The following is a 20,474-nucleotide window of genomic DNA, read 5'->3' on the forward strand; positions in this document are numbered from 1 at the left end:
AAAAAAAGGCCACTTTAACGTGGCCTTTTTTTATGCCGCCTTCTTCAACAAATCGATATTTCTTTTGAACGACTCCTGTCCATCAAGGACATTGCCCTTGGGCGTACTGTACTCAAGGAACAAATTGTTGTCCGTGCTGATGAACTCTTCCGCTGGACTGCCAAAACCGGAAATGAAGTTATCAACTCCTTGGGGCGAAAGCAGTAGTTTCCCATCAAGAGCTTTCACCGAAACTCCATACTCTGTCAAAAGAGCAATCAAGCGAGGCTCTTGTAAGAGCTGCATCTGGTTAATTGGGCTAGGCATACGCGAACGGCTATTGCTGGCAATCAGCATTCCTTGCCCACCAATCTCGTATATCCAGACATACTTGAATTCCGACCTCAAGGAGGAAATTACCGAAAGCAAGTCAATCGGTTGCATATGATGCAATTGTACCCACTGTTGAAGAACACCATCAGGCTTGAGTTTGTTTTTCGCCAGCCTGTAGAACTCCTGGTTATACAAAGATGCAGCACCGGAGAACCAAATCGAAGTGATCTCCAAGCCAATCAGGTCATACATTTTATCTGTCAGCAAGAGATAATTACGACCATCGGTGAAATAGGTATCAACACCTTCAGATTCGCTAACCTTGCCATTCTGCTCAGAAAAATGCTTATTAGCCAACTGAACGATGTCTTTGCTTGTGTCAACGATATCTAATGACTTGAAATCTGCATCATGCAAAACTCGACTGGTTACCCCGCTTCCATAACCAATCACGAGCGCACGATCACGAACTGGGGTATGCAACAACGGAGCAAGTGCGAAGCCGATCTGGGCCTGCATTTCTCCTTTATGGGAGTCATTGCCTTGAAATTTCCCATTAGTCAGTAGCGTTTTGACGCTTGTACCACCTTGCCCCTGAACCGCAATGGCGGTCAATCCACCATCAATGCTTTCTGCATGATCTATCACCATCCCCCATGCTGTTCTCGAGAAATATACATTGGCCCCTGAAGCCAGGGCGGTGTAATTAAACGACGCAGGCTGAAGGAATATCAAGCCAGCCAGCAATCCGCTTGCAACCACAACACCCCATCGATGAGTGACGGAAGCCAGCGAAAGTAAGCCTGACACCAAAGCAATGATGATAGCGACGGAGGCAATCAGTTGGACTGATCTGAGTGCGCCAAATGCAGGAATCAAGACGAACCCGGCAATCAAGACTCCTGCAATATTTCCCAATGTGTTCAGTCCGCCGACAATACCAACAACACGAACTTCGTTCTTCTTGAAGTAGGAAACAATCAACTGCATCGCAACCGGATAAATTGATCCGATCAGCAATGCAGGCGGGAACATGGCCAGGAAACAGATGCTTCCTCTAATGAATTCCCGGGCACCAAATGTACGAACGGATGGGTAACCGGTGAAGTCGCTAAAATAGCCGGCCATCGACTCCCAGCCATAGACCCCGAGAAGAATAACGATAGCCAGCAATAACTCCTGCGCAATCAGCAACTCCATCAAACGATTGCGATGCACGAGAATCGCACGCGCAACCCTTGCGCCAATTGCAAGCCCAAGCAAGAAGGTAAACAACATCAAGGAAAACGCGTAAGTACTATTTCCGGCAACAATGGCCAATTGATGCATGTACACCACTTCGAGTGCAAAGGTAATCACCCCCCCTACAGTGAGAATCACAATTGCACTGAGCGCAGAAACAGTGTTTATAGAGGTGACATCATATTCATGGTCTTGTGTGCGATTAAGTTCGTCAGTGACATTCGTTGTTTTCTTTTGTGTGAACTGCAGAGCAAGCAACGCAACCAATAGGTTCAAAGCAGCGGCAAGTCCAATTGTACCGTCAACGCCAACAACGGGAATGATGCAGTACCCGGCCAGCAAAGCTCCAAACGCAGCACCAATTGTATTGGCACCGTACAAGGTCGCCACAGAATTTCCCAAGGGGAGTTTTGCAGCACGACAGTAAGACAGCAACAATGGCAATGTCATTCCCATCAGTACAGTAGGGAATAAAAGGACTCCCCCCCCTAGTACTACTCTATAAAAAACGAGAACTGAGGCATCTGGCGGCAGGCCAACCGCCCAGTTAACATACACGCCCTGAATAAGGTCAAAAATGAAAGGCGTTGCGATGCAGTAAAGTCCAACCAGTAGCTCGCAGCCTGCATACCAAAGCAATGGCTTTCGACAGCGCTCAGCAAACTCCCCTCCTAGCCAAGCGCCTAACGCCATTCCGCCCATATAGATTGCCAGAACCGTATAGACTGCAACGGACATGCTGCCGAAAATCAATGCCAATGATTTTGAAAAAACCACTTCATACATCAACCCGGCAAAACCGGACATGACGAACAGCAAAGTCACGACCTTCAGCAGTTTGTCATCTTTTGGTTTTTCAGCTTCAATGCCGGAGCCTAGCTTTTCAGGACTGAGCTGCAGCAAGTAGCCATCCTGTTCATTGATCATGCGTCGGTAAAAAATCGTCGGAACGATAATCGTTGCCAGAAGCACAACCCATGACAAGCCGGGGACATGGGTGAACAAATTGATGCCGAAGCGCAGCAGCAGCAGCAGCCCCAACCAGAACCCCACACCAATCGCTATATTCTGCAAACGGGCCCGGTTTGACCATGGCATATGGCGAATAAACAAACCTTGAAGTACATACACAAATGGGACAGAGGCCACCAGATCGACCACGTAATGCTCACCCAACCCCAAGGTCGCCAGAATCGTCAAACCGGCGAACAGCAGAAAGAACCGGCTACTCCATTTACCGGAGACCAGTTTGGCATTGAGAAAGAGCGCAAAAGCCCATCCGAAATGCATGGATGGAAAGCCATTACGGGCAAAGAAGTGCGGATTCACCGCTGCAACAGCAGGGATTTGTGAAATCGGTGGCATATGGTTCGGAAACGCCGCACCAAACGCATATTTAGGCCCGGTGACCGGCAACAGCAGATAGGCCAGAAGGCATACCAGCATGGTCGAACCAAGCCACAGGGGCAGCAGATAGACTCTGGGCGGCCGTACCGATTGGCGCTGCTGCATGTACTGCACGGCAAAAAACAAGGGCAGTATTATGTAGGCAACCTTGATCGGCCAGTAAAACCAGGCATTCTGCTCGGCAAATTTCGATAGCATGACACTGAGCTGAAAGCCCAACGTTTGATCAAACAAATACAGAACCGGGTCAAATGTAATCGGCCGGACTGCTGCAGTAAAGTAGAGAATACCGACCCCATACGTTACAAAGAGCAGAATCAGCCCAAAGACCTTCAACTGATCAATCGAAACCTCACGGACAATTCGGTCACGACCAAATCCAGCGCGATAGCAAAAAATCGACAGCGACAGCAGCGCAGACAAACAGATCACGGAAGCTATCCGTGCATCTGATGGAATATTGATCAATTTGTAATGATCCAGCACCGCAACCATCACGGCAGCCAGCGAGGCGAAGCCGAGCAAGCTTAATTTTGCCACCCAATCCTTGCGAGCGAACAACAGCAGCAACGGTGCGTAAATTGCAGCAGCCGCCCAGCCGACCCAGTCTGCATAAGATGCAATGACAAATTTTTTCGTCAAGGAATAGGACGTAAGGCCGAGAAGACCGAAACTCCAGGCGAGCAGCATCCCCAGCATCGCAATCCGGAAGGCAATTGAAATTTCCTTGCGGAAGTCTTCCCGGTAATCGTTTGGCGATCCTATGCCATTCAAGGTTGTGAGCAACTCGCGTTTCATGCTTCTTTCCGATCCTAGCGTACAAACAAAAATGGGCTGGGCAAGCGCCCAACCCATATACCGCTAAAACAGCTTGATTACTTGCAAAGGCCGGCCGACAGGCAGGTACTCGACGAGTCAGTTGCCCAGGTCACGTTGAAGCTGTCACCGGCACCGGTCTTGGCAACCGTCGGCTTCAGGACATAGGTAATGCCGCCAAGATTCGACTCCGAAGTCACCTTGATCAAACCTACCGAATCCACTTCGAGTTTATTAACATAGGTCGATTTAATCGACGAGACCGACGGGAAGCCGTCTGCACCGGCCGAAATGTTGGCGACCGCGCTGTTGGCTTCATCCAGGCACTTGCCGTCGGCCACACACTCTTCCACCGCCAATTTGATCGGCGCCGTCGCCTGAACGACTTCGGTGAACTTCGCTTTCTTGGTGTAGTTCTGGTACGACGGAATTGCCACCGCAGCCAGAATACCGATGATCGCAACCACGATCATCAATTCGATCAGGGTGAAGCCCTGTTGCATCTTTTTCATTTGCTCTTCTCCAACTTCTTTGAAGGGATAGCCTGGGTGGCCACTTCACGCTGCCACTCGGCGCGTGCCAAGTACATAAGCAAGTGCTGTGCCAGCGATTTGTACTTTGCACATTTCTGCGCTCGGGTCTTGGTACCGGGGCCGGTTTTCCGTATAATCCGCCCCGTTGCCGTTGTAGCTCAGTCGGTAGAGCAACTGATTCGTAATCAGTAGGTCGAGTGTTCGATTCACTTCAACGGCACCAGGTACAGAAAAGGCCCGCAGCGATGCGGGCCTTTTGCTTTGGCGGTGCCCGAAGACAGCAGCAAGTGACGTAAAACGTCACCTTGCTGACGCGTACCGTCGCAGCGAGCCGTTTCGAGCCCAAACAACAAAGCCCGCAAATGCGGGCTTTGTTGTTTGGGCTGGCGGATGGCCTGTCAGGCAGGCAGGCCCAGCGGCTTGTGGCCGGTGAGCAGGTAGCCCATCAGTTCGCGGACCGGGCGGATAGCGCTGCCGAAGGGCAGGTTTTCCGAGCCGCGGAAGAACAGGCCCTGGTTGACCTCGCCGCGCACTGCGGCGGCGAGCTTCAGGTCGATGCAGAACTGGCCGATCTTGGCGAGGCCGTCACGGAAGCCGCAGACCGACAGGCAATTCAGCGACTGGGTACAGCGGCGCGGGTCGGCCTTGGCGTTGGCCTGGGCCTTGGCTTCCATCTTCAGGTACTTGGCCAGCCACGGGGTCTTGACGGCGCGGGCCGGCAGGCCGGCGACCGACATGAATTCGACCACATCGGCCTTTTGCGCGCCGGCGAGTACGTGCTTGAAGTTGATGTGCGCGTCGCCCTCTTCGGTGACGGCAAACGCGGTGCCGAGCTGGACGGCGTTGGCGCCGCAGCCGAGCAGGTGCGCCACCTTGGCGTGGCTGTTGATGCCGCCGGCGACGATCAGCGGGATCGGGTCGATTTCCAGCTTGGCGAACAGTTCGTGCGTTTCGGCCAGCACGCGTTCGAATTCGAATTTTTCGTCATGCACACCTTCGATCGTCGCCGCGCCGAGGTGGCCGCCGGCATGGGCCGGATGTTCGATGACGATGGCGTCGGGCAGCTTGCCCTTTTTCATCCAGCGCTTGAGCACGACATTGATGCCGCGGCTGTCCGACAGGATCGGGATCAGCGCCACGTTCGGGTGGTCGGCGGTCATCTCGGGCAGGTCGAGCGGCAGGCCGGCGCCCATGACGATGGCGTCGGCGCCGGATTCGCACGCCTGGCGTACGTATTGCGCATGGATGTCGACGGCCTTCATCACATTGACTGCGACCATGCCGCGCCCTTGCGCGGTGTCCTTGGCCATGCGGATTTCACGGTCGAGCGCGGTCAGGTTCAGCGCGTCGAGCGTTGCCTGATCCTTGGTCGCTTCGCTTTGTGCCAGCAGGTCCGGGTGATGGTGACGCAAGTCGACCGACGCGATCGTGCCGACGCCGCCCTCGGAGGCCACTGCACCCGCGAGCCTGTGCGCCGAGACACCGACGCCCATGCCGCCCTGAACGATGGGCAGGAGCGCCTTTCCTTTGATAATCAGTGGTTTGAATTGATGTGCAAGCATGCCTGTATCCTAAATGGGTATGTTTGGGGTCGAGCCCTTTTTTTGGTGATGCAAGTCTGCGCTGGGACCTGGAAAGCGGCCTTGATCTGCATCAAGGCGCTCAGGACAGGGGCATGCGATGGCACGATTCACGCTGCGCATGCAAAGAAAAACCGGCCTCGTGGCCGGCTTTTCCTTGCTATTGCCCGCTGGTCGGGCAATCCGGGTTCAGGCGAGGTCGAAGCGGTCTGCGTTCATCACCTTGGTCCACGCGGCGACGAAATCGCGCACGAACTTCGTCTGCACGTCGCTGGATGCATAGACCTCGGCCAGCGCGCGCAGCTGCGAGTTGGAACCGAACACCAGATCGACGCGGGTTGCCGTCCACTTCGAAGCACCGGTCTTGCGGTCGCGGCCTTCGAACACGTCGGCAGCCTCCGACACCGGCGTCCACACCGTACCCATGTCGAGCAGGTTGATGAAGAAGTCGTTGCTCAGCGTGCCGACGCGCTCGGTGAACACACCATGCTTGCTGTCGCCGGCATTGGCACCGAGCACACGCAGGCCGCCGATCAGCACGGTCATTTCCGGCGCGGTCAAAGTCAGCAGCTGGGCCTTGTCGATCAGCAGCTCCTCGGCCGACACGCTGAATTGCGCCTTCAGATAGTTGCGGAAGCCGTCGGCCACCGGTTCGAGCGGTGCGAAGTTGGCGACGTCGGTCTGCTCCTGCGACGCATCGGTGCGGCCGGGCGAGAACGGCACGGTGACCGCATGGCCAGCGGCCTTGGCCGCCTGCTCGACACCGGTACCGCCGGCCAGCACGATCAGGTCGGCCAGCGACACCTGCTTGCCGCCGGCCTGATTGAACGCCTGGCGGATGCCTTCGAGCGTCTGCAGCACCTTGGCCAGTTGCGCCGGCTGGTTGACCGCCCAGTCCTTCTGCGGCGCGAGGCGAATGCGCGCGCCGTTGGCGCCACCGCGCATGTCCGAACCGCGGAACGTCGACGCCGACGCCCACGCCGTCGACACCAGCTGCGACACCGACAGTCCCGACGCCAGCACCCTGGCCTTCAGCGCGGCGACGTCGGCGTCGTCGATCAGCGGGCCTTTGGCTGCCGGAATCGGGTCCTGCCACAGCAGTTCTTCGGCCGGCACTTCCGGGCCGAGGTAGCGCGCACGCGGCCCCATGTCGCGGTGGGTGAGCTTGAACCACGCGCGGGCAAAGGCGTCGGCAAACTCGTCCGGATGCTCCATGAAGTGGCGGGAGATCTTTTCGTACGCCGGATCAAAACGCAGCGATAGGTCGGTGGTCAGCATCGTCGGCACGCGTTTCTTGGCCGGATCGAACGGGTCCGGAATCGTCGCGCCGGCGCCCTTGGCGGTCCACTGGTGCGCGCCGGCCGGGCTCTTGGTCAGCTCCCATTCGTAGCCGAACAGATTCCAGAAGAAGTTGTTGCTCCACTTGGTCGGCGTCGTGGTCCAGACGACTTCCAGACCGCTGCCGATCGCATCGGCGCCCACACCGCTGCCGAAGCTACTGTGCCAGCCCAAGCCCTGCGCCTCGAGCGCGGCCGCCTCGGGCTCGGCGCCGACGTGCGAGGCCGGGCCGGCGCCGTGGGTCTTGCCGAAGGTGTGGCCGCCGGCGATCAGCGCGACGGTTTCCTCGTCGTTCATCGCCATGCGGGCGAAGGTTTCACGGATGTCACGCGCCGCTGCCACCGGGTCCGGATTGCCGTTCGGGCCTTCCGGGTTCACGTAGATCAGCCCCATCTGCACCGCACCCAGCGGGTTTTCCAGATCGCGGTCACCGCTGTAGCGCTTGTCGTCGAGCCAGGTCTTCTCGGCGCCCCAGTAGATGTCCTCGTCCGGTTCCCACACGTCGACGCGGCCACCACCGAAACCGAAGGTCTTGAAGCCCATGGTTTCCAGCGCGACGTTGCCGGCCAGCACCATCAGGTCGGCCCACGAAATCTGCTTGCCGTACTTCTGCTTGACCGGCCACAGCAGCCGGCGCGCCTTGTCGAGGTTGACGTTGTCCGGCCAGCTGTTCAGCGGTGCGAAACGCTGGGTGCCGTGACCGGCGCCACCGCGACCGTCGCCGACACGATAGGTGCCCGCGCTGTGCCACGCCATGCGGACCATCAGGCCGCCGTAATGACCGTAGTCGGCCGGCCACCAGTCCTGCGAATCGGTCATCAGTGCCGCCAGATCCTGCTTGAGTGCCTGATAGTCGAGCTGCTTGAACGCCTCGGCATAGTTGAATGCCGGATCCATCGGGTCGGACAGCGACGAGTGCTGGTGCAGGATGCCGAGGTTGAGCTGGTTGGGCCACCAGTCGCGGTTCGACGGACCGCCAGTACCGAGGCGGGTTTGCGCGCCGTGCATGAACGGGCACTGGCCCTGGGTGTTGACACTGCTGGTCATCATCTTTCTCCAACGATTGCACTGATGGAATGAACGCCGCCCAAGGCCGGGCCCGGGCGTGAAAGAGGCGCTCGCGGTGGTCACTGCGCCAGCGTCGCGACCGTCTGCCGCGGTGCCGGAACGCACGGCGGGTGGTCGTGGATCGCTGCGACCGGCAAGGAGAACGACGGCGGCCTGTCACCCGGGCGGCATTCCGCCTGCGTCAGCCCCCGTGCCGGGCCGGGTCGAACCCGGGTTGGATCGGAAACAGGCTGGCCGGTTCAGTACCAGCCGCTGTAGTGGGCCCAGAAATCGGCCCAGTCGATCAGTCGTTTCATCGTGCGCTCCTTGTAAGGAACCAGCCCTGATTATTGTCAACTGCAATGGCCTATTGAAATTGAATATTTATTCGCTATGGATAGCCGGACGCTATCCCCTCTGTGTGTTAGTCGATGCGCCCGGCGCGGACAAGCACGGCCAGCAGGTATGATGCAGGATCGACCATCCTCCCCCGTCAGCCGCCTCGCCCATGTCGCCGCGCCACCTCCTCCTTCGACTGCTGCCCGGCCTGCCCGAGCTGATGAATTATCCGCGCCGGCACTGGCGCGCCGACGTCCAGGCCGGGCTGTCGGTCGCGGCGGTCGCACTGCCGGTCGGTGTCGCCTACGCCCAGCTCGCCGGCTTCAGTCCCATCGTCGGGCTCTACAGCACCATCCTGCCGATGATCGTCTATGCGCTGATGGGGTCGTCGCGGCAGCTCGTCGTCGGCCCGGATGCGGCGACCTGCGCGATGATCGCCGCGACGCTGATGCCGCTGGCCGCGCCCGGCAGCGAGGAATACATGGGCCTCGCGGTCAGCCTGACGCTGATGGCCGGACTGTTCTGCATGCTCGCCAGCCGCTTCCGGCTCGGCTTTCTTGCCGACTTCCTGTCGCGCCCCATCCTTGCCGGCCTGCTCAACGGCGTCGCGGTCAACATCATCATCGGCCAGCTCGGCAAGGTGTCCGGACTGAAGCTCGACGGCAAGGACGTGATCGGCCAGCTGCTGTCGCTCGTCGAACAACTCGGCCGCATCCACTGGCCGACGCTGTTGCTGGCGCTGGCGACGATCGCGGTCTACTTCATCGTCAAATACCGGGTACCGCGCGGCCCCGCCGCGCTGGTGGCGATGGTCGGCGCCACGCTGGCGTCGGGGCTGTTCGCCCTGTCTCAATATGGCGTGGCCGTCGTCGGCCCGCTGCCGTCCGGCCTGCCCCGACTGGTGTGGCCGTCACTGCCGCACGAGGCGCTCGGCACGCTGGTGCCGGCCGCCGCCGCGCTGGCACTGATTTCGTTCAGCAGCGCCATGCTCACCGGCCGCAGTTTTGCCGCCAAGAACGGCTACGACATCGACGCCAACCGCGAATTCATGGCGCTGGGCGCCGCCGACGTCGCCTCGGCGCTGAGCCAGGGTTTCGCGATCAGCGGTGCCGATTCGCGTACCGCAGTCAACGACGCCGCCGGCGGCCAGACGCGGATGGTATCGATCGTCGGCGCCGGTGCGCTGCTGCTGGTGCTGCTGGTGCTGACCAAGCCGCTGGCCGTGCTGCCGATCGCCGCACTCGGCGCGATCCTGATCGCCTCGGCGATCGGGCTGATGGACCTGCGGGGCCTGATCGCGCTGCGCCGCTACAGCCGCGCCGAATTCAACATCGCGCTGGCGACGCTGAGCGGTGTCGTCATCATCGGCGTCATGCCGGGCATCCTGATGGCGGTCGGGCTGGCGCTGCTGCGCTTCCTCGCCCAGGTCGCCCGGCCCAGCGACCAGCTGTTCGGCCGCATCGGCGACCGCGACGGTTTCTACGAGCTGGCCCACTATCCGGAGGCGAAACCGGTGCCGGGCCTGCTGATCTACCGTTTCGAATCGCCGCTGACCTTCTTCAACGCCGACTTCTTCCGCCAGCGGCTGCAGGCACTGGTGCACGAACAGCAGCCGCGCTGGGTCGTCATCGACGCGGTGTCGATCGGCGATGTCGACCTGACCGGGGCAATGGCGGTGCGCGAGCTGCAGAAACAGCTGGCCGAGCGCGGCATCGTGCTGGCGCTGGCCGGCCGTACCGCGCAGATGCTCGAATGGCTGCGCCAGCGCGGCATTGCCGCCGAGAGCACTGGCATCCGCTTCTATCCGTCGCGGCATGCGGCGCTGGCGGCGTACTGCGCCGAAACGGGATGCGCTGCCTGATCAGTCGTTGCGGACGCTGAAGCGGGCAAACTTTGCCGCCAGTGCCTGCGTCGTCGCGTTCGACGGATAGCCGGCCGGCAGCGGCTGGCTGCCGAGCAGCGCCGATGCCGTGCCCTGCGGCCGGAAGCGCTGCAGCGCGTAATCCTGCACGCCAAGGCCGGCCAGCGTGTCTCCCAGCGCCAGCAGTGCCGCTTCGTCGTGCAGCTGCGGATGGATGGTCGTCCGGCATTCGAACGCGACGCCCGAACCGATCACCTGCTGCAAGGACGCAAGTGCCGGGTCGCCGCTGCGCGGGACCAGCGTCACGTCGGCGTAGCCGGCAAAGCCGGTCTTGACGTCGAAACCGACCCAGTCGAGGTAAGGCAGGCAATGCGCCAACCGCACCGGATAAGCGCCACCGGTGTGCAGCGCCGCCTTGAAACCCATCGCTTTCACGTCGCGCAGCATTGCCGGCAGATGCTTCTCGGCCAGCGGTTCACCGCCGCAGAACACCACCGCATCCAGAAGGCCGCGACGCTGTTCGAGCCACGCGATGATTTCGGCCCAGACCGGCACGCCGTCGACCTGACCGCGCTTCTGCAGGTGCGGGTTGTGGCAGTAATGACAGCGCCACGGGCAGCCGGACAGGAACACCACGCAAGCCAGCTGGCCCGGATAATCGCAACTCGAAAACGGCACGAACCCGCCGATCTTCGGCGGGTTCGGCAGGTCGCGACTGTGTGGCGCGACCGTCGCGGCGTCAGCCACGGCCCGCTTCGCTGAAGACGGCTCGGCCGGATCAATCACGTCCCGGTTCGTTGAAGCGCACTGGCCCGGATCAGCCACGGCCCGGCTCGTTGAAGAAGGTGCGCTCGGCAAACTCGCCCTGCTTGCCGGTGTTGAAGCTCGTCACCGGGCGGTGATAGCCCATCACCCGGGTCCAGATTTCGCAGCGGGTGCGTTCTTCGTCGCGCAGTTGCACGTCGGCGGTGGCAAGCTGGGGCTGGATCGAGAGGTCGGTCATGGTGTTCTCCGTTTGTTTGTTCGTGGATGACGGCCAGCCCGATGACTGGCCGCGGGTTTACTTGCAGCAGGCAGCCTGCTTCTTGGCCAGCAGCTCCGCGTCGCACTTCGGGCAGAACTCGTGATGGCCGGCGAGGTAGCCGTGGGTCGGGCAGACCGAGAACGTCGGCGTCACGGTCAGATAGGGCAGGCGGAAGCTCGACAGCGACTTCTTCACCAGCGCCTTGCACGCCGCGGCGCTCGAGACCGCCTCGTTCATGTACAGGTGCAGCACGGTGCCGCCGGTGTACTTGCGCTGCAGTTCGTCCTGGCGGCTGAGTGCTTCGAACGGGTCGTCGGTGAAGCCGACCGGCAGCTGGCTCGAGTTGGTGTAATAGGGCTGGCTTTCGCTGCCGGCCTGGATGATGTCCGGATAGCGCTTCCTGTCCTCGCGGGCAAAGCGGTAGGTCGTGCCTTCGGCCGGCGTCGCTTCCAGGTTGTACAGGTGGCCGGTTTCTTCCTGGAACTCGGTCATCCGCGCGCGGATGTGGTCGAGCAGCTTCACCGCCATCGCATGGCCGCGCGGATCGGTGATGTCGAACGCGTCGCCGCTGAAGTTGCGGATCATCTCGTTGATGCCGTTGACCCCGAGCGTGCTGAAGTGGTTGCGCAGGGTGCCGAGGTAGCGCTTGGTGTACGGGTACAGGCCGTTGTCGATCAGGCGCTGGATCACCTTGCGCTTGAGTTCGAGCGAGGTCTTGCCGATCTCCATCAGCGCGTCGATGCGGGCGTACAGGCCGGCCTCGTCGCCACGGAATTCATGGCCGAGGCGCGCGCAGTTGATCGTCACCACGCCGAGCGAGCCGGTCTGCTCGGCCGAGCCGAACAGGCCGTTGCCGCGCTTCAGCAGTTCGCGCAGGTCGAGCTGCAGCCGGCAGCACATCGACCGGACCATGTTCGGCTGCAGCTCGGAATTGAGGAAGTTCTGGAAGTACGGCAGACCGTACTTGGCGGTCATCTCGAACAGGATCTCGGTGTTCGGGTGATCCCAGTCGAAGTCCGGCGTGATGTTGTACGTCGGAATCGGAAAGGTGAACGCGCGCCCCTTGGCGTCGCCTTCCATCATCACTTCGATGTAGGCGCGGTTGATCATCTCCATCTCGGCCTGCAGGTCGCCGTAGGCGAACGGCATTTCCTTGCCGCCGATATAGGGTATCTGTTCCTTCAGGTCGTCCGGGCACACCCAGTCGAAGGTCAGGTTGGTGAACGGCGTCTGCGTGCCCCAGCGGCTCGGCACGTTCAGGTTGTAGATCAGCTCCTGGATGTGCTGCTTCACTTCCTCGTACGCCAGATTGTCGACGCGGATGAACGGCGCCATATAGGTGTCGAACGACGAGAACGCCTGCGCGCCGGCCCATTCGTTCTGCAGCGTGCCGAGGAAGTTGACGATCTGGCCGACCGCGCTGCTCATGTGCTTGGGCGGCGTCGCCTCGACCTTGCCCGGCACGCCGTTGAAGCCCTCGGTCAGCAGCACGCGCAGGCTCCAGCCGGCGCAGTAGCCGGCGAGCATGTCGAGGTCGTGGACGTGGATCGCGCCCGAGCGGTGCGCCTCGCCGACTTCGGGCGGGTAGACGTGGTTGAGCCAGTAGTTGGCGATCACCTTGCCGCTGGTGTTGAGGATCAGCCCGCCGAGGCTGTAGCCCTGGTTGGCGTTGGCGTTGACGCGCCAGTCGGAGCGGTCGAGGTACTCGTTGATGCTGGCGCCGACGTCGACGACGGTGCGGGTGTCGGCACGCAGGCGCGAGTGTGCTTCGCGGTAGGCGATGTAGGCACGTGCGGTTTTCAGATGGCCGGCGGCGAGCAGGGTTTCCTCGACCGCATCCTGGATCGCCTCGATCGCCGGCGTCGCGTCGGCCGGCAGGTGGTTGAGCACGGTGACCGACAGCGCATGCGCCCAGTCGGTGTCGAACTCGCCGCTGGCGCGGCCGGCGGCGGCGATGGCGCGGGCAATCTTGTCGGCGTCGAAAGCGACGATGCGGCCGTCGCGCTTGATCACGTACTGGGGAATGGAGCTCATCGGGCTTATCAACTTTTTATCAACAATTTATCAACATATGGTGCACATGTCGGGAATGGACACAATATATTGTGTTCAATCCGAGTCCGCCGCCCCAAGTCGGCGTCGCTTGACCCAGGTCAACAAGCCCCCCGGTCCGGCTTGCTCATGACGACGGGATCGCCGATGCGCGCGCCGCATCGGCGTATGCTCTGTCACTAATGCCGGACGCGCGCGGCGCGACCTCGCTAGAATGTAATCGGCCGTTCTGGACTACACGCTGGATACCCCATGGATACCCAAGTCATCCGCATTCACCGGCACGGCGATCCCGACGTGCTGCAGCTGGAAACCGTCGCGCTCGGCAACCCCGGCGCCGGCGAGGTGCTGATCCGCCAGACCGCGATCGGCGTCAATTTCATCGACACCTATCACCGCAGCGGCCTGTACCCGCTGCCGCTGCCGAGCGGGCTCGGTCAGGAAGCCTGCGGCGTGGTCGAGGCGGTCGGCGACGGCGTGAAGGAATTCCGCAAGGGTGACCGGGTGGCCTACGCCGGCGGTGCCACCGGCGCGTACGCGCAGCACCGCATCGTGCCGGCCGCGCGGCTGGTGCCGGTGCCCGAAGCCATCAGCGACGACATCGCCGCCGGCACGCTGCTGCGCGGCATGACCGCGCAGTACCTGCTGAAGCGCACTTTCCCGGTCAAGGCCGGCATGACGGTGCTGATCCACGCCGCCGCCGGCGGTGTCGGCCAGATCGCCTGCCAGTGGGCGCGCGCGCTGGGCGCCACCGTGATCGGCACCGCCGGCGGCGCCGAAAAGTGCGCGCTGGCTGCGGGCTGGTGCGACCACGTCATCGACTACCGGGTCGACGACTTTGCCGCCCGGGTCCGCGAGATCACCGCCGGTGCCGGCGTGCCGGTCGTCTACGACGGCGTCGGCGCGGTGACGTTCGACGGCTCGCTCGACAGCCTCGGTCCGCGCGGCATGCTGGTGTCGTTCGGCAACGCGTCGGGCGCGGTGCCGCCGTTCTCGCCCAACCTGCTGGCGCAGAAAGGCTCGCTGTTCCTGACCCGGCCGACGCTGGGCCACTACACGGCCACGCGCGACGAACTGCTCGACACCGCCGAGGACTATTTCACCGCCGTTGCCCGCGGCCACGTGGTCGCCGACATCGGCCAGCGCTTTGCCCTCGCCGACGCGGCGCTGGCACACCGCGAACTCGAAGCACGCCGCACCACCGGCTCGACGCTGCTGCTGCCGGAATGACGACCGCCCACCTCGTCTACCTGCACGGCTTCCTGTCCAGTCCCTTCTCGCAGAAGGCGCAGGACACCGCCGTGTGGATGGCCGAACGGCAGCGCGCCGACTATTTCCACTGCCCGCAGCTGCCGATGGAACCGGTCGCTGCATGTGAAGCACTGGAAAACGCGATCGAGCGGCTGCACGGCGAACCGTTCTGCCTGATCGGCAGCTCGCTCGGCGGCTACTTCGCCACCTGGGCCGCCGAGGAATACGGCTGCCGCGCGATTCTGGTCAACCCGGCGGTCAGGCCGTACGAGCTGCTCAAGGACCACCTCGGCCCGCAGCGCAACTACCAGACCGGCGAGTACCACGTGATCGATGCCACGTTCGCACCGGCGCTGAAGGCGCTCGAGCGCGACGTCAGCGCGCCGCACCGCTACTGGCTGATGGCGCAGACCGGCGACGAGGTGCTCGACTACCGCGAAGCGGTCGACAAATATGCCGGATGCCGTCAAACCGTCATCGACGGCGGCGACCATGGCTTCCGGAACTATCCTGAATGGCTGCCCGCCATCTGGGACTTTGCACAAGGACAAGCATGACCACACCGCAATCGGGCATCCTGCCGCCCGCTTCCCCGCACGCCTATTTTGTTCTGCTGCGCCGCCGCCTCGGCCGGCGCATCGATGCCAAGAGCCGCGAATGCCTGGCGACGCTGCAGACCCGGCTGGCGGCCCAGGGCAGCCTGGGCGTCGTCGCCTTCGGTGCCGATGCCTTCGGCGACGTGTTCGAAGGTCCCCGCCCGGCCGAGCTGCGCGCGTTTCCGCGCATTCCCGGCGCGGTGCATGCCGCACCGGCCACCGATGCCGACGTGCTGATCCATCTGCGCGGCGAACACCAGGACCGGCTGTTCGACCTGGCCGACGCCTGTGTCAACGCGCTGTCCGGCTGGCTCGAACCGGTCGAAAACGTCGCCGCGTTCCGCCGCTTCGAGGGCCGCGACCTGACCGGCTTCGTCGACGGCACCGAAAATCCGGACGCCGACGAACGCCCGGCCGTGGCGCTGGTCTCCGGCGGCGACTGGGCCGGCGGCAGCTACATCCACACGCAGCGCTACGTGCACCGGCTCGACTCGTGGCAGAAGCTGCCGGTGAAGCAGCAGGAAGCGGTCATGGGCCGGACCAAGGACGGCGACGAGGAGCTCGACGACGACGAAAAGCCGGCCACCGCGCACATCAGCCGGGTGGTGATCGAGGAGGACGGCGAGGAGCTGGCGATCCTGCGCCATTCGCTGCCCTACGGCACGCCGGGCGGCGAGCGCGGCCTGTATTTCGCCAGCTACTGCCACACGCCGGTGATCTTCGAAAAAATGCTGGCGCGGATGATCTCGCCGACCAGCGACGGCCGCGTCGACCACCTGCTCAACTACACGCGCGCGGTCAGTGGTGGCGCCTTCTTCGCGCCCAGCGCCGACAGGCTCGCCAGCCTGGGCTGATTGCAGGCACCCCAAACAGAACGCCCCTGTACCGGGGCGTTTTGTTTGGGCGATCAGGCGGTCAGAACAGACGCTCGGCGTACAGCGGCAACGGAAACACCGCTTGCCAGGCGGCCTTGCCATGTTTGGCGAGTGCATCCGGGCTGCGCTCGCACAGGCCGGCCAGCGTCGGCCAGAACCGGTCTTCGCCGCCAGCCAGTCGCGCCACTTCACTCGACAGGCAGAACATCGGCCGCTCGGCCACCCGCGCCGCCATCGCCGCCGGATCGGCATTGCCCTTGCCGGTCGCCTTGATGAAGACCGGGACTTCGCCACGGACGCGGTACTGCGCCGGCGTGAGCTTGAAGGCAAAGCGGAAATCGCCGTTGCTGGTACCGGTAGTACGGAAATAGTGCGGGTCGAAAATGCCCTTGCGGTAGAACACCGACGTCAGTGACGGCTTGTGGTCGCCGACGACGATGACGGTCAGCGGACGCTTGCGCTTTTTGGCGCGCTTTTCCAGCTCGGCAACGAAGCCTTCCATTTCCTTCACCGCCGCCGTCAGCCGCGTACGGTAATCCGTTTCGCCGTCGTCGCTGCTGCGGTAGGCACCGTGCGTCATCACCGTCACCAGGAACATGAACTGCTTTTTCTTCGCCGGCTGCGCCGCATAGACATCGAGTGCGCGCTGGTACAGCAGCGCATCGGACGGCCAGGTGCGGGTATGCCAGGCCATGGTTTCGACGAAGTGCTGCTCGTCGAAACCGAAGTGCTTGTAGACCGTATCGCGCTTCCAGAACGAACCGTAGAAATTGTGGATGCCGGCGGTATGGTAGCCGGCGCCCCGGAAGCGCGAGATCAGCGATTCGGCACCGTCGCGGTAGTCGGGGCCGAAGTTCTGGTAATCGACGCCGGGCAGTACCTGCGACGACAACCCGGCCAGCAGTTCGAACTCGGCCTCCGACGTGCCGCCGCCGTAAACCGGGCTGATCGCGGTCGACTGCACGAAGCCCCGCTTGCCCAGATCGGCGATCGCCGTACGGAAACGGTCGTCGGTGGTGGTAAAGCATGCCTCGCACAGGATCAGCGCGACGTCGGGTCCGGGTGCAGGGTCCAGCGTGGCCGACGGGTTGTCGTAAAAGGCATGCGGGCCGCGCTGCGGCAGCTTGATGCTTTCGGCGGTGAAGTAAAGATGCGCCAGAATGCCGTTCTGCTTGGCGTTCTCGTTGAAGTTGTACGACAGGTAGTGGGCATTGAAGACGTCGCTGAGGACCGAATTGACGGCCTTGCCCGCCGAACCGCTGTCGGCCAGCCGCACGCCGAGCATCAGCGGCAGGACGAGGCCGGCGGCCAGTCGCCACCACGAGAAACGCGGCCGCTTCCAGACACCGATGGCCAGCGCGACGACGAACAGCGTTGCGAACGCCGCCATCTCCCAGCCGAGGTAACTCGACAACGACGCGCCCTGCGAGACCTCGAGCACGTCGCGCGCCACCAGGGTCTCGCCGGTCAGCGACTCCTTGGCCCAGTTCGCGTGGCTCAGGAAGCCTTCGAGGCCGATGACGGCGCCGACCGCTGCCCAGCGGTTGAGCACGATTGCCAGCGTCAGGTAGACCAGCAGGGAAAACAGCAGCCGCGGCGGGGCGAAATCACTGTCGATCAGCAACCGGCCGGCCAGCAGCAGCGCATACGGTCCCGCCAGTACCGCCAGTTTGAGTCCCCAGTGCCGAAGTCTTGCTGCTTGCATGTGCTTTCCCGCGCCCGCCCGCGAGGGCGATGCATTACTCCGCCTTGCTGCGGCCAAACGCAAAAAAGCCAGTCTTTCGACTGGCTTCTTTGGTGAAACTGGTGGGCTGTGAGTGGCTCGAACACTCGACCTACGGATTAAGAGTCCGCTGCTCTACCAACTGAGCTAACAGCCCGAGAGCGGCAACTATATAGAACCAATTGCCAGCTTGTCAAGTTCTGGATGGTGGGTCGTGCGGGACTCGAACCTGCGACCAACGGATTAAAAGTCCGCTGCTCTACCAACTGAGCTAACGACCCTTCCAAAACAAGACGCGCATCTTAATCAGCCCGGTGCAGGCTGTCAAGCCCGTGACCGGAAAAAGCGGCTGCGGCACCACGCCCGTGCCGCGGCAATATGCCGCTGTATGGCAATACTCACATCGGGCTACACTTTGACGCAGTCCAATACCCGTCCCCACCAGGAGCTTCATCATGCGTCTACTGCATACCATGCTGCGCGTCGGCGATCTCGATCGCGCCCTTGTTTTCTATACCGAAGTACTGGGCATGCGCCTGCTGCGCCGGCAGGACTATCCGGAAGGCCGCTTCACGCTCGCCTTCGTCGGTTACGGCGACGAAGCCAGCACCGCCGTGCTCGAGCTCACCCACAACTGGGATACAAATCGTTACGAGCTCGGGAACGCTTACGGACATATCGCGATCGAAACCGACGACATCGTTGCCACCTGTGATGCCGTGCGCGCCAGAGGCGGCAAGGTCGTGCGCGAGCCGGGCCCGATGAAGCATGGCACCACCGTGATCGCCTTCGTCGAGGATCCGGACGGCTACAAGATCGAGTTCATCCAGAAGCACACCCAGTAACGCGGCCCGCGGCCGCCCCCACCGACCGGACGACATGAAACGATTTCTCCCCCTGTTGCTGGCCATGTTGCCGGCGCTGGCCCATGCCGCCGACTTCGACGGCGCCCAGCTCGGCCTCGCTTGGGCGCTGCCCTTCGTCGGCATCCTGCTGTCGATCGCGCTGTTCCCGCTGCTGGCGCCGCATTTCTGGCATGCGCACTTCGGCAAGGTCGCCGGCTTCTGGGCGCTGGCTTTCCTCGTGCCGTTTGCCGTGGTCTACGGCGCCGGCAACGCCGGTGCCGTGATCGCCCATGCACTGATCGACGAGTACATCCCCTTCATCCTGCTGCTGTTCGCGCTGTATACGGTCTCGGGCGGGATTCTCGTCTGGGGCAATCTGCACGGTTCGCCCAAGGTCAACACCGCAATCCTGGCACTCGGTACCGTCTGCGCCTCGATCATGGGAACGACCGGTGCGGCGATGCTGCTGATCCGGCCGCTGCTGAAGGCCAACGACAACCGCAAGCACAACGTCCACGTCGTGGTGTTCTTCATCTTCCTCGTCGCCAACATCGGCGGCGGGCTGACGCCGATCGGCGATCCGCCGCTGTTCCTCGGCTTCCTCAAGGGCATCAGCTTCTTCTGGACGCTCGAGCACATGCTGCCGCTGGTCGCGCTGAATTCGGCGATCCTGCTGACGCTGTTCTACTTCATCGACCGCCACTTCTACAGCAAGGAAGACGAGGTCGAGGCGGTCGATCCGACGCCGGACTCGCGACTCAAGCTGTTCGGCAAGTTCAACTTCTTCCTGATCGCCGCCGTCGTCGCCGCCGTGGTGATGTCGGGCGTGTGGAAGCCGGGGATCGATTTCCACGTGCTCGGCACCGAGGTCGGCCTGCAGGACATCGTCCGCGACGTGCTGCTGATCGTCATCGCACTGGTGTCGCTGAAGTTCACGCCGAAGCAGGTCCGCGCCGGCAACGACTTCAACTGGGATCCGATCCTCGAAGTGGCCAAGCTGTTCATCGGCATCTTCCTGGCGATGGCGCCGGCGATCGCGATCCTGCGCGCCGGCGAAGCCGGCCACCTGGCATCGCTGGTGCGGCTGGTCAGTGATCCGGGCGGCGCGCCGATCGACTCGATGTACTTCTGGATGACCGGCATCCTGTCGAGCTTCCTCGACAACGCGCCGACCTATCTGGTGTTCTTCAATCTGGCGCACGGCGATGCGGCGCACATGATGGGCCCGATGGCGTCGACGCTGCTGGCGATCTCGGCCGGCGCGGTGTTCATGGGCGCGATGACCTATATCGGCAATGCGCCGAACTTCATGGTCAAGGCGGTCGCCGAAGACCGCGGCGTGAAGATGCCGAGCTTCTTCGGCTACATGGCTTGGTCGATCGCCATTCTGCTGCCCTGCTTCGTGCTCACTTCGCTGGTGTTCTTCCACTACTGATGAAACGCTCGCCAGCCTTGCTGGCGGGCATTTTTCACTGTCTCCGGCATTCCGCCGAACTTAGAACTATTCCCACTTGTCATTACACGACAAACGGTAGAAGCTGATTACTCCTCGTCCGGCACGTATTTCGATGTATTGACACGGCAGCGAGGACCTTTGACCTCGGTCATAGGGCTGTCAGCCGGGCGGCATATA

14 protein-coding genes and 3 tRNA genes are annotated in these 20,474 nt (G+C 62.1%); 7 read left to right on the forward strand and 10 right to left on the reverse strand.

Annotated elements, in window-relative coordinates:
• Positions 1–30 precede the first annotated feature (30 nt).
• Both IE097_RS11510 and IE097_RS11515 read right to left on the reverse strand, forming a co-directional pair.
• The gene (locus IE097_RS11510) at positions 31–3,759 is read right to left on the reverse strand and encodes a fused MFS/spermidine synthase (RefSeq protein WP_189460893.1); all 3,729 of its coding nucleotides are present in this window, start codon (positions 3,757–3,759) and stop codon (positions 31–33) included.
• 77 nt (positions 3,760–3,836) lie between these two features.
• A complete protein-coding gene (locus IE097_RS11515) occupies positions 3,837–4,289 on the reverse strand; it encodes a pilin (protein WP_189460895.1) in 453 nt (150 codons plus the stop codon).
• 168 nt (positions 4,290–4,457) lie between these two features.
• On the opposite strand from IE097_RS11515, the gene IE097_RS11520 reads away from it, so the two are divergent.
• A tRNA-Thr gene (locus IE097_RS11520) sits at positions 4,458–4,533 on the forward strand.
• Positions 4,534–4,708: 175 nt separating this feature from the next.
• On the opposite strand, the gene IE097_RS11525 is transcribed toward IE097_RS11520, so the two are convergent.
• Both IE097_RS11525 and katG read right to left on the reverse strand, forming a co-directional pair.
• Entirely contained in the window at positions 4,709–5,872 is a 1,164-nt protein-coding gene (locus IE097_RS11525; protein ID WP_189460897.1) for an NAD(P)H-dependent flavin oxidoreductase, read from the reverse strand.
• A gap of 207 nt (positions 5,873–6,079) precedes the next feature.
• Entirely contained in the window at positions 6,080–8,278 is a 2,199-nt protein-coding gene (katG, locus tag IE097_RS11530; RefSeq protein ID WP_229797554.1) for a catalase/peroxidase HPI, read from the reverse strand.
• Positions 8,279–8,783: 505 nt separating this feature from the next.
• On the opposite strand from katG, the gene IE097_RS11535 reads away from it, so the two are divergent.
• Complete coding sequence (locus IE097_RS11535; RefSeq protein ID WP_229797555.1) at positions 8,784–10,475, forward strand: SulP family inorganic anion transporter; 1,692 nt, start codon at positions 8,784–8,786, stop codon at positions 10,473–10,475.
• On the opposite strand, the gene IE097_RS11540 is transcribed toward IE097_RS11535, so the two are convergent.
• The 3 genes from IE097_RS11540 to IE097_RS11550 form a co-directional block, all read right to left on the reverse strand.
• The gene (locus tag IE097_RS11540; protein ID WP_229797556.1) at positions 10,476–11,222 is read right to left on the reverse strand and encodes an anaerobic ribonucleoside-triphosphate reductase activating protein; all 747 of its coding nucleotides are present in this window, start codon (positions 11,220–11,222) and stop codon (positions 10,476–10,478) included. It lies immediately after the preceding gene.
• 70 nt (positions 11,223–11,292) lie between these two features.
• A complete protein-coding gene (nrdD, locus tag IE097_RS11545) occupies positions 11,293–11,478 on the reverse strand; it encodes an anaerobic ribonucleoside-triphosphate reductase (protein ID WP_189460899.1) in 186 nt (61 codons plus the stop codon).
• A 57-nt stretch (positions 11,479–11,535) separates the two neighbouring features.
• Entirely contained in the window at positions 11,536–13,533 is a 1,998-nt protein-coding gene (locus IE097_RS11550) for a ribonucleoside triphosphate reductase (protein ID WP_189460901.1), read from the reverse strand.
• Positions 13,534–13,803: 270 nt separating this feature from the next.
• Here IE097_RS11550 and IE097_RS11555 point away from each other — a divergent pair, with 270 nt between their 5' ends.
• From IE097_RS11555 to IE097_RS11565, 3 genes are read left to right on the forward strand one after another with little or no spacing between them, the layout of a single operon-like run.
• Positions 13,804–14,781, forward strand: coding sequence for a quinone oxidoreductase family protein (locus tag IE097_RS11555; RefSeq protein WP_189460903.1), 978 nt, complete (start codon positions 13,804–13,806; stop codon positions 14,779–14,781).
• Positions 14,778–15,359 carry a YqiA/YcfP family alpha/beta fold hydrolase gene (locus IE097_RS11560; RefSeq protein WP_189460905.1) on the forward strand — a complete coding sequence of 194 codons (582 nt, stop codon included), beginning with the start codon at positions 14,778–14,780 and terminating at the stop codon, positions 15,357–15,359. The genes IE097_RS11555 and IE097_RS11560 overlap by 4 nt, the downstream gene beginning before the upstream one ends.
• Positions 15,356–16,252, forward strand: coding sequence for a Dyp-type peroxidase (locus IE097_RS11565; protein ID WP_189460907.1), 897 nt, complete (start codon positions 15,356–15,358; stop codon positions 16,250–16,252). Before IE097_RS11560 ends, IE097_RS11565 begins: the two co-directional genes overlap by 4 nt.
• 61 nt (positions 16,253–16,313) lie before the next feature.
• Here the strand turns inward: IE097_RS11565 and IE097_RS11570 are convergent, their stop codons facing one another.
• The 3 genes from IE097_RS11570 to IE097_RS11580 form a co-directional block, all read right to left on the reverse strand.
• Positions 16,314–17,978, reverse strand: a complete 1,665-nt coding sequence (locus IE097_RS11570) for an LTA synthase family protein (protein ID WP_189460909.1) — start codon at positions 17,976–17,978, stop codon at positions 16,314–16,316.
• Between the two features lie 99 nt (positions 17,979–18,077).
• A tRNA-Lys gene (locus tag IE097_RS11575) sits at positions 18,078–18,153 on the reverse strand.
• Between the two features lie 48 nt (positions 18,154–18,201).
• Positions 18,202–18,277, reverse strand: a tRNA-Lys gene (locus IE097_RS11580).
• Positions 18,278–18,451: 174 nt separating this feature from the next.
• On the opposite strand from IE097_RS11580, the gene gloA reads away from it, so the two are divergent.
• Both gloA and IE097_RS11590 read left to right on the forward strand, forming a co-directional pair.
• Positions 18,452–18,841 (forward strand): lactoylglutathione lyase, encoded by a 390-nt coding sequence (gene gloA / locus IE097_RS11585; protein ID WP_189460911.1) that lies wholly within the window; start codon positions 18,452–18,454, stop codon positions 18,839–18,841.
• A gap of 34 nt (positions 18,842–18,875) precedes the next feature.
• Complete coding sequence (locus tag IE097_RS11590) at positions 18,876–20,276, forward strand: sodium:proton antiporter (protein WP_189460912.1); 1,401 nt, start codon at positions 18,876–18,878, stop codon at positions 20,274–20,276.
• Positions 20,277–20,474 lie beyond the last annotated feature (198 nt).

It is taken from the genome of Jeongeupia chitinilytica (assembly GCF_014652315.1).
Taxonomy (GTDB): domain Bacteria; phylum Pseudomonadota; class Gammaproteobacteria; order Burkholderiales; family Chitinibacteraceae; genus Jeongeupia; species Jeongeupia chitinilytica.

Coding starts and splice junctions, on each gene's coding strand:
- katG (WP_229797554.1), bottom strand. CDS start 8,278: ATGATGACCAGCAGTGTCAACACCCAGGGCCAGTGCCCGTTCATGCAC.
- IE097_RS11550 (WP_189460901.1), bottom strand. CDS start 13,533: ATGAGCTCCATTCCCCAGTACGTGATCAAGCGCGACGGCCGCATCGTC.
- IE097_RS11555 (WP_189460903.1), top strand. CDS start 13,804: ATGGATACCCAAGTCATCCGCATTCACCGGCACGGCGATCCCGACGTG.
- IE097_RS11560 (WP_189460905.1), top strand. CDS start 14,778: ATGACGACCGCCCACCTCGTCTACCTGCACGGCTTCCTGTCCAGTCCC.
- gloA (WP_189460911.1), top strand. CDS start 18,452: ATGCGTCTACTGCATACCATGCTGCGCGTCGGCGATCTCGATCGCGCC.
- nrdD (WP_189460899.1), bottom strand. CDS start 11,478: ATGACCGACCTCTCGATCCAGCCCCAGCTTGCCACCGCCGACGTGCAA.
- IE097_RS11525 (WP_189460897.1), bottom strand. CDS start 5,872: ATGCTTGCACATCAATTCAAACCACTGATTATCAAAGGAAAGGCGCTC.
- IE097_RS11535 (WP_229797555.1), top strand. CDS start 8,784: ATGTCGCCGCGCCACCTCCTCCTTCGACTGCTGCCCGGCCTGCCCGAG.
- IE097_RS11515 (WP_189460895.1), bottom strand. CDS start 4,289: ATGAAAAAGATGCAACAGGGCTTCACCCTGATCGAATTGATGATCGTG.
- IE097_RS11565 (WP_189460907.1), top strand. CDS start 15,356: ATGACCACACCGCAATCGGGCATCCTGCCGCCCGCTTCCCCGCACGCC.
- IE097_RS11590 (WP_189460912.1), top strand. CDS start 18,876: ATGAAACGATTTCTCCCCCTGTTGCTGGCCATGTTGCCGGCGCTGGCC.
- IE097_RS11570 (WP_189460909.1), bottom strand. CDS start 17,978: ATGCAAGCAGCAAGACTTCGGCACTGGGGACTCAAACTGGCGGTACTG.
- IE097_RS11510 (WP_189460893.1), bottom strand. CDS start 3,759: ATGAAACGCGAGTTGCTCACAACCTTGAATGGCATAGGATCGCCAAAC.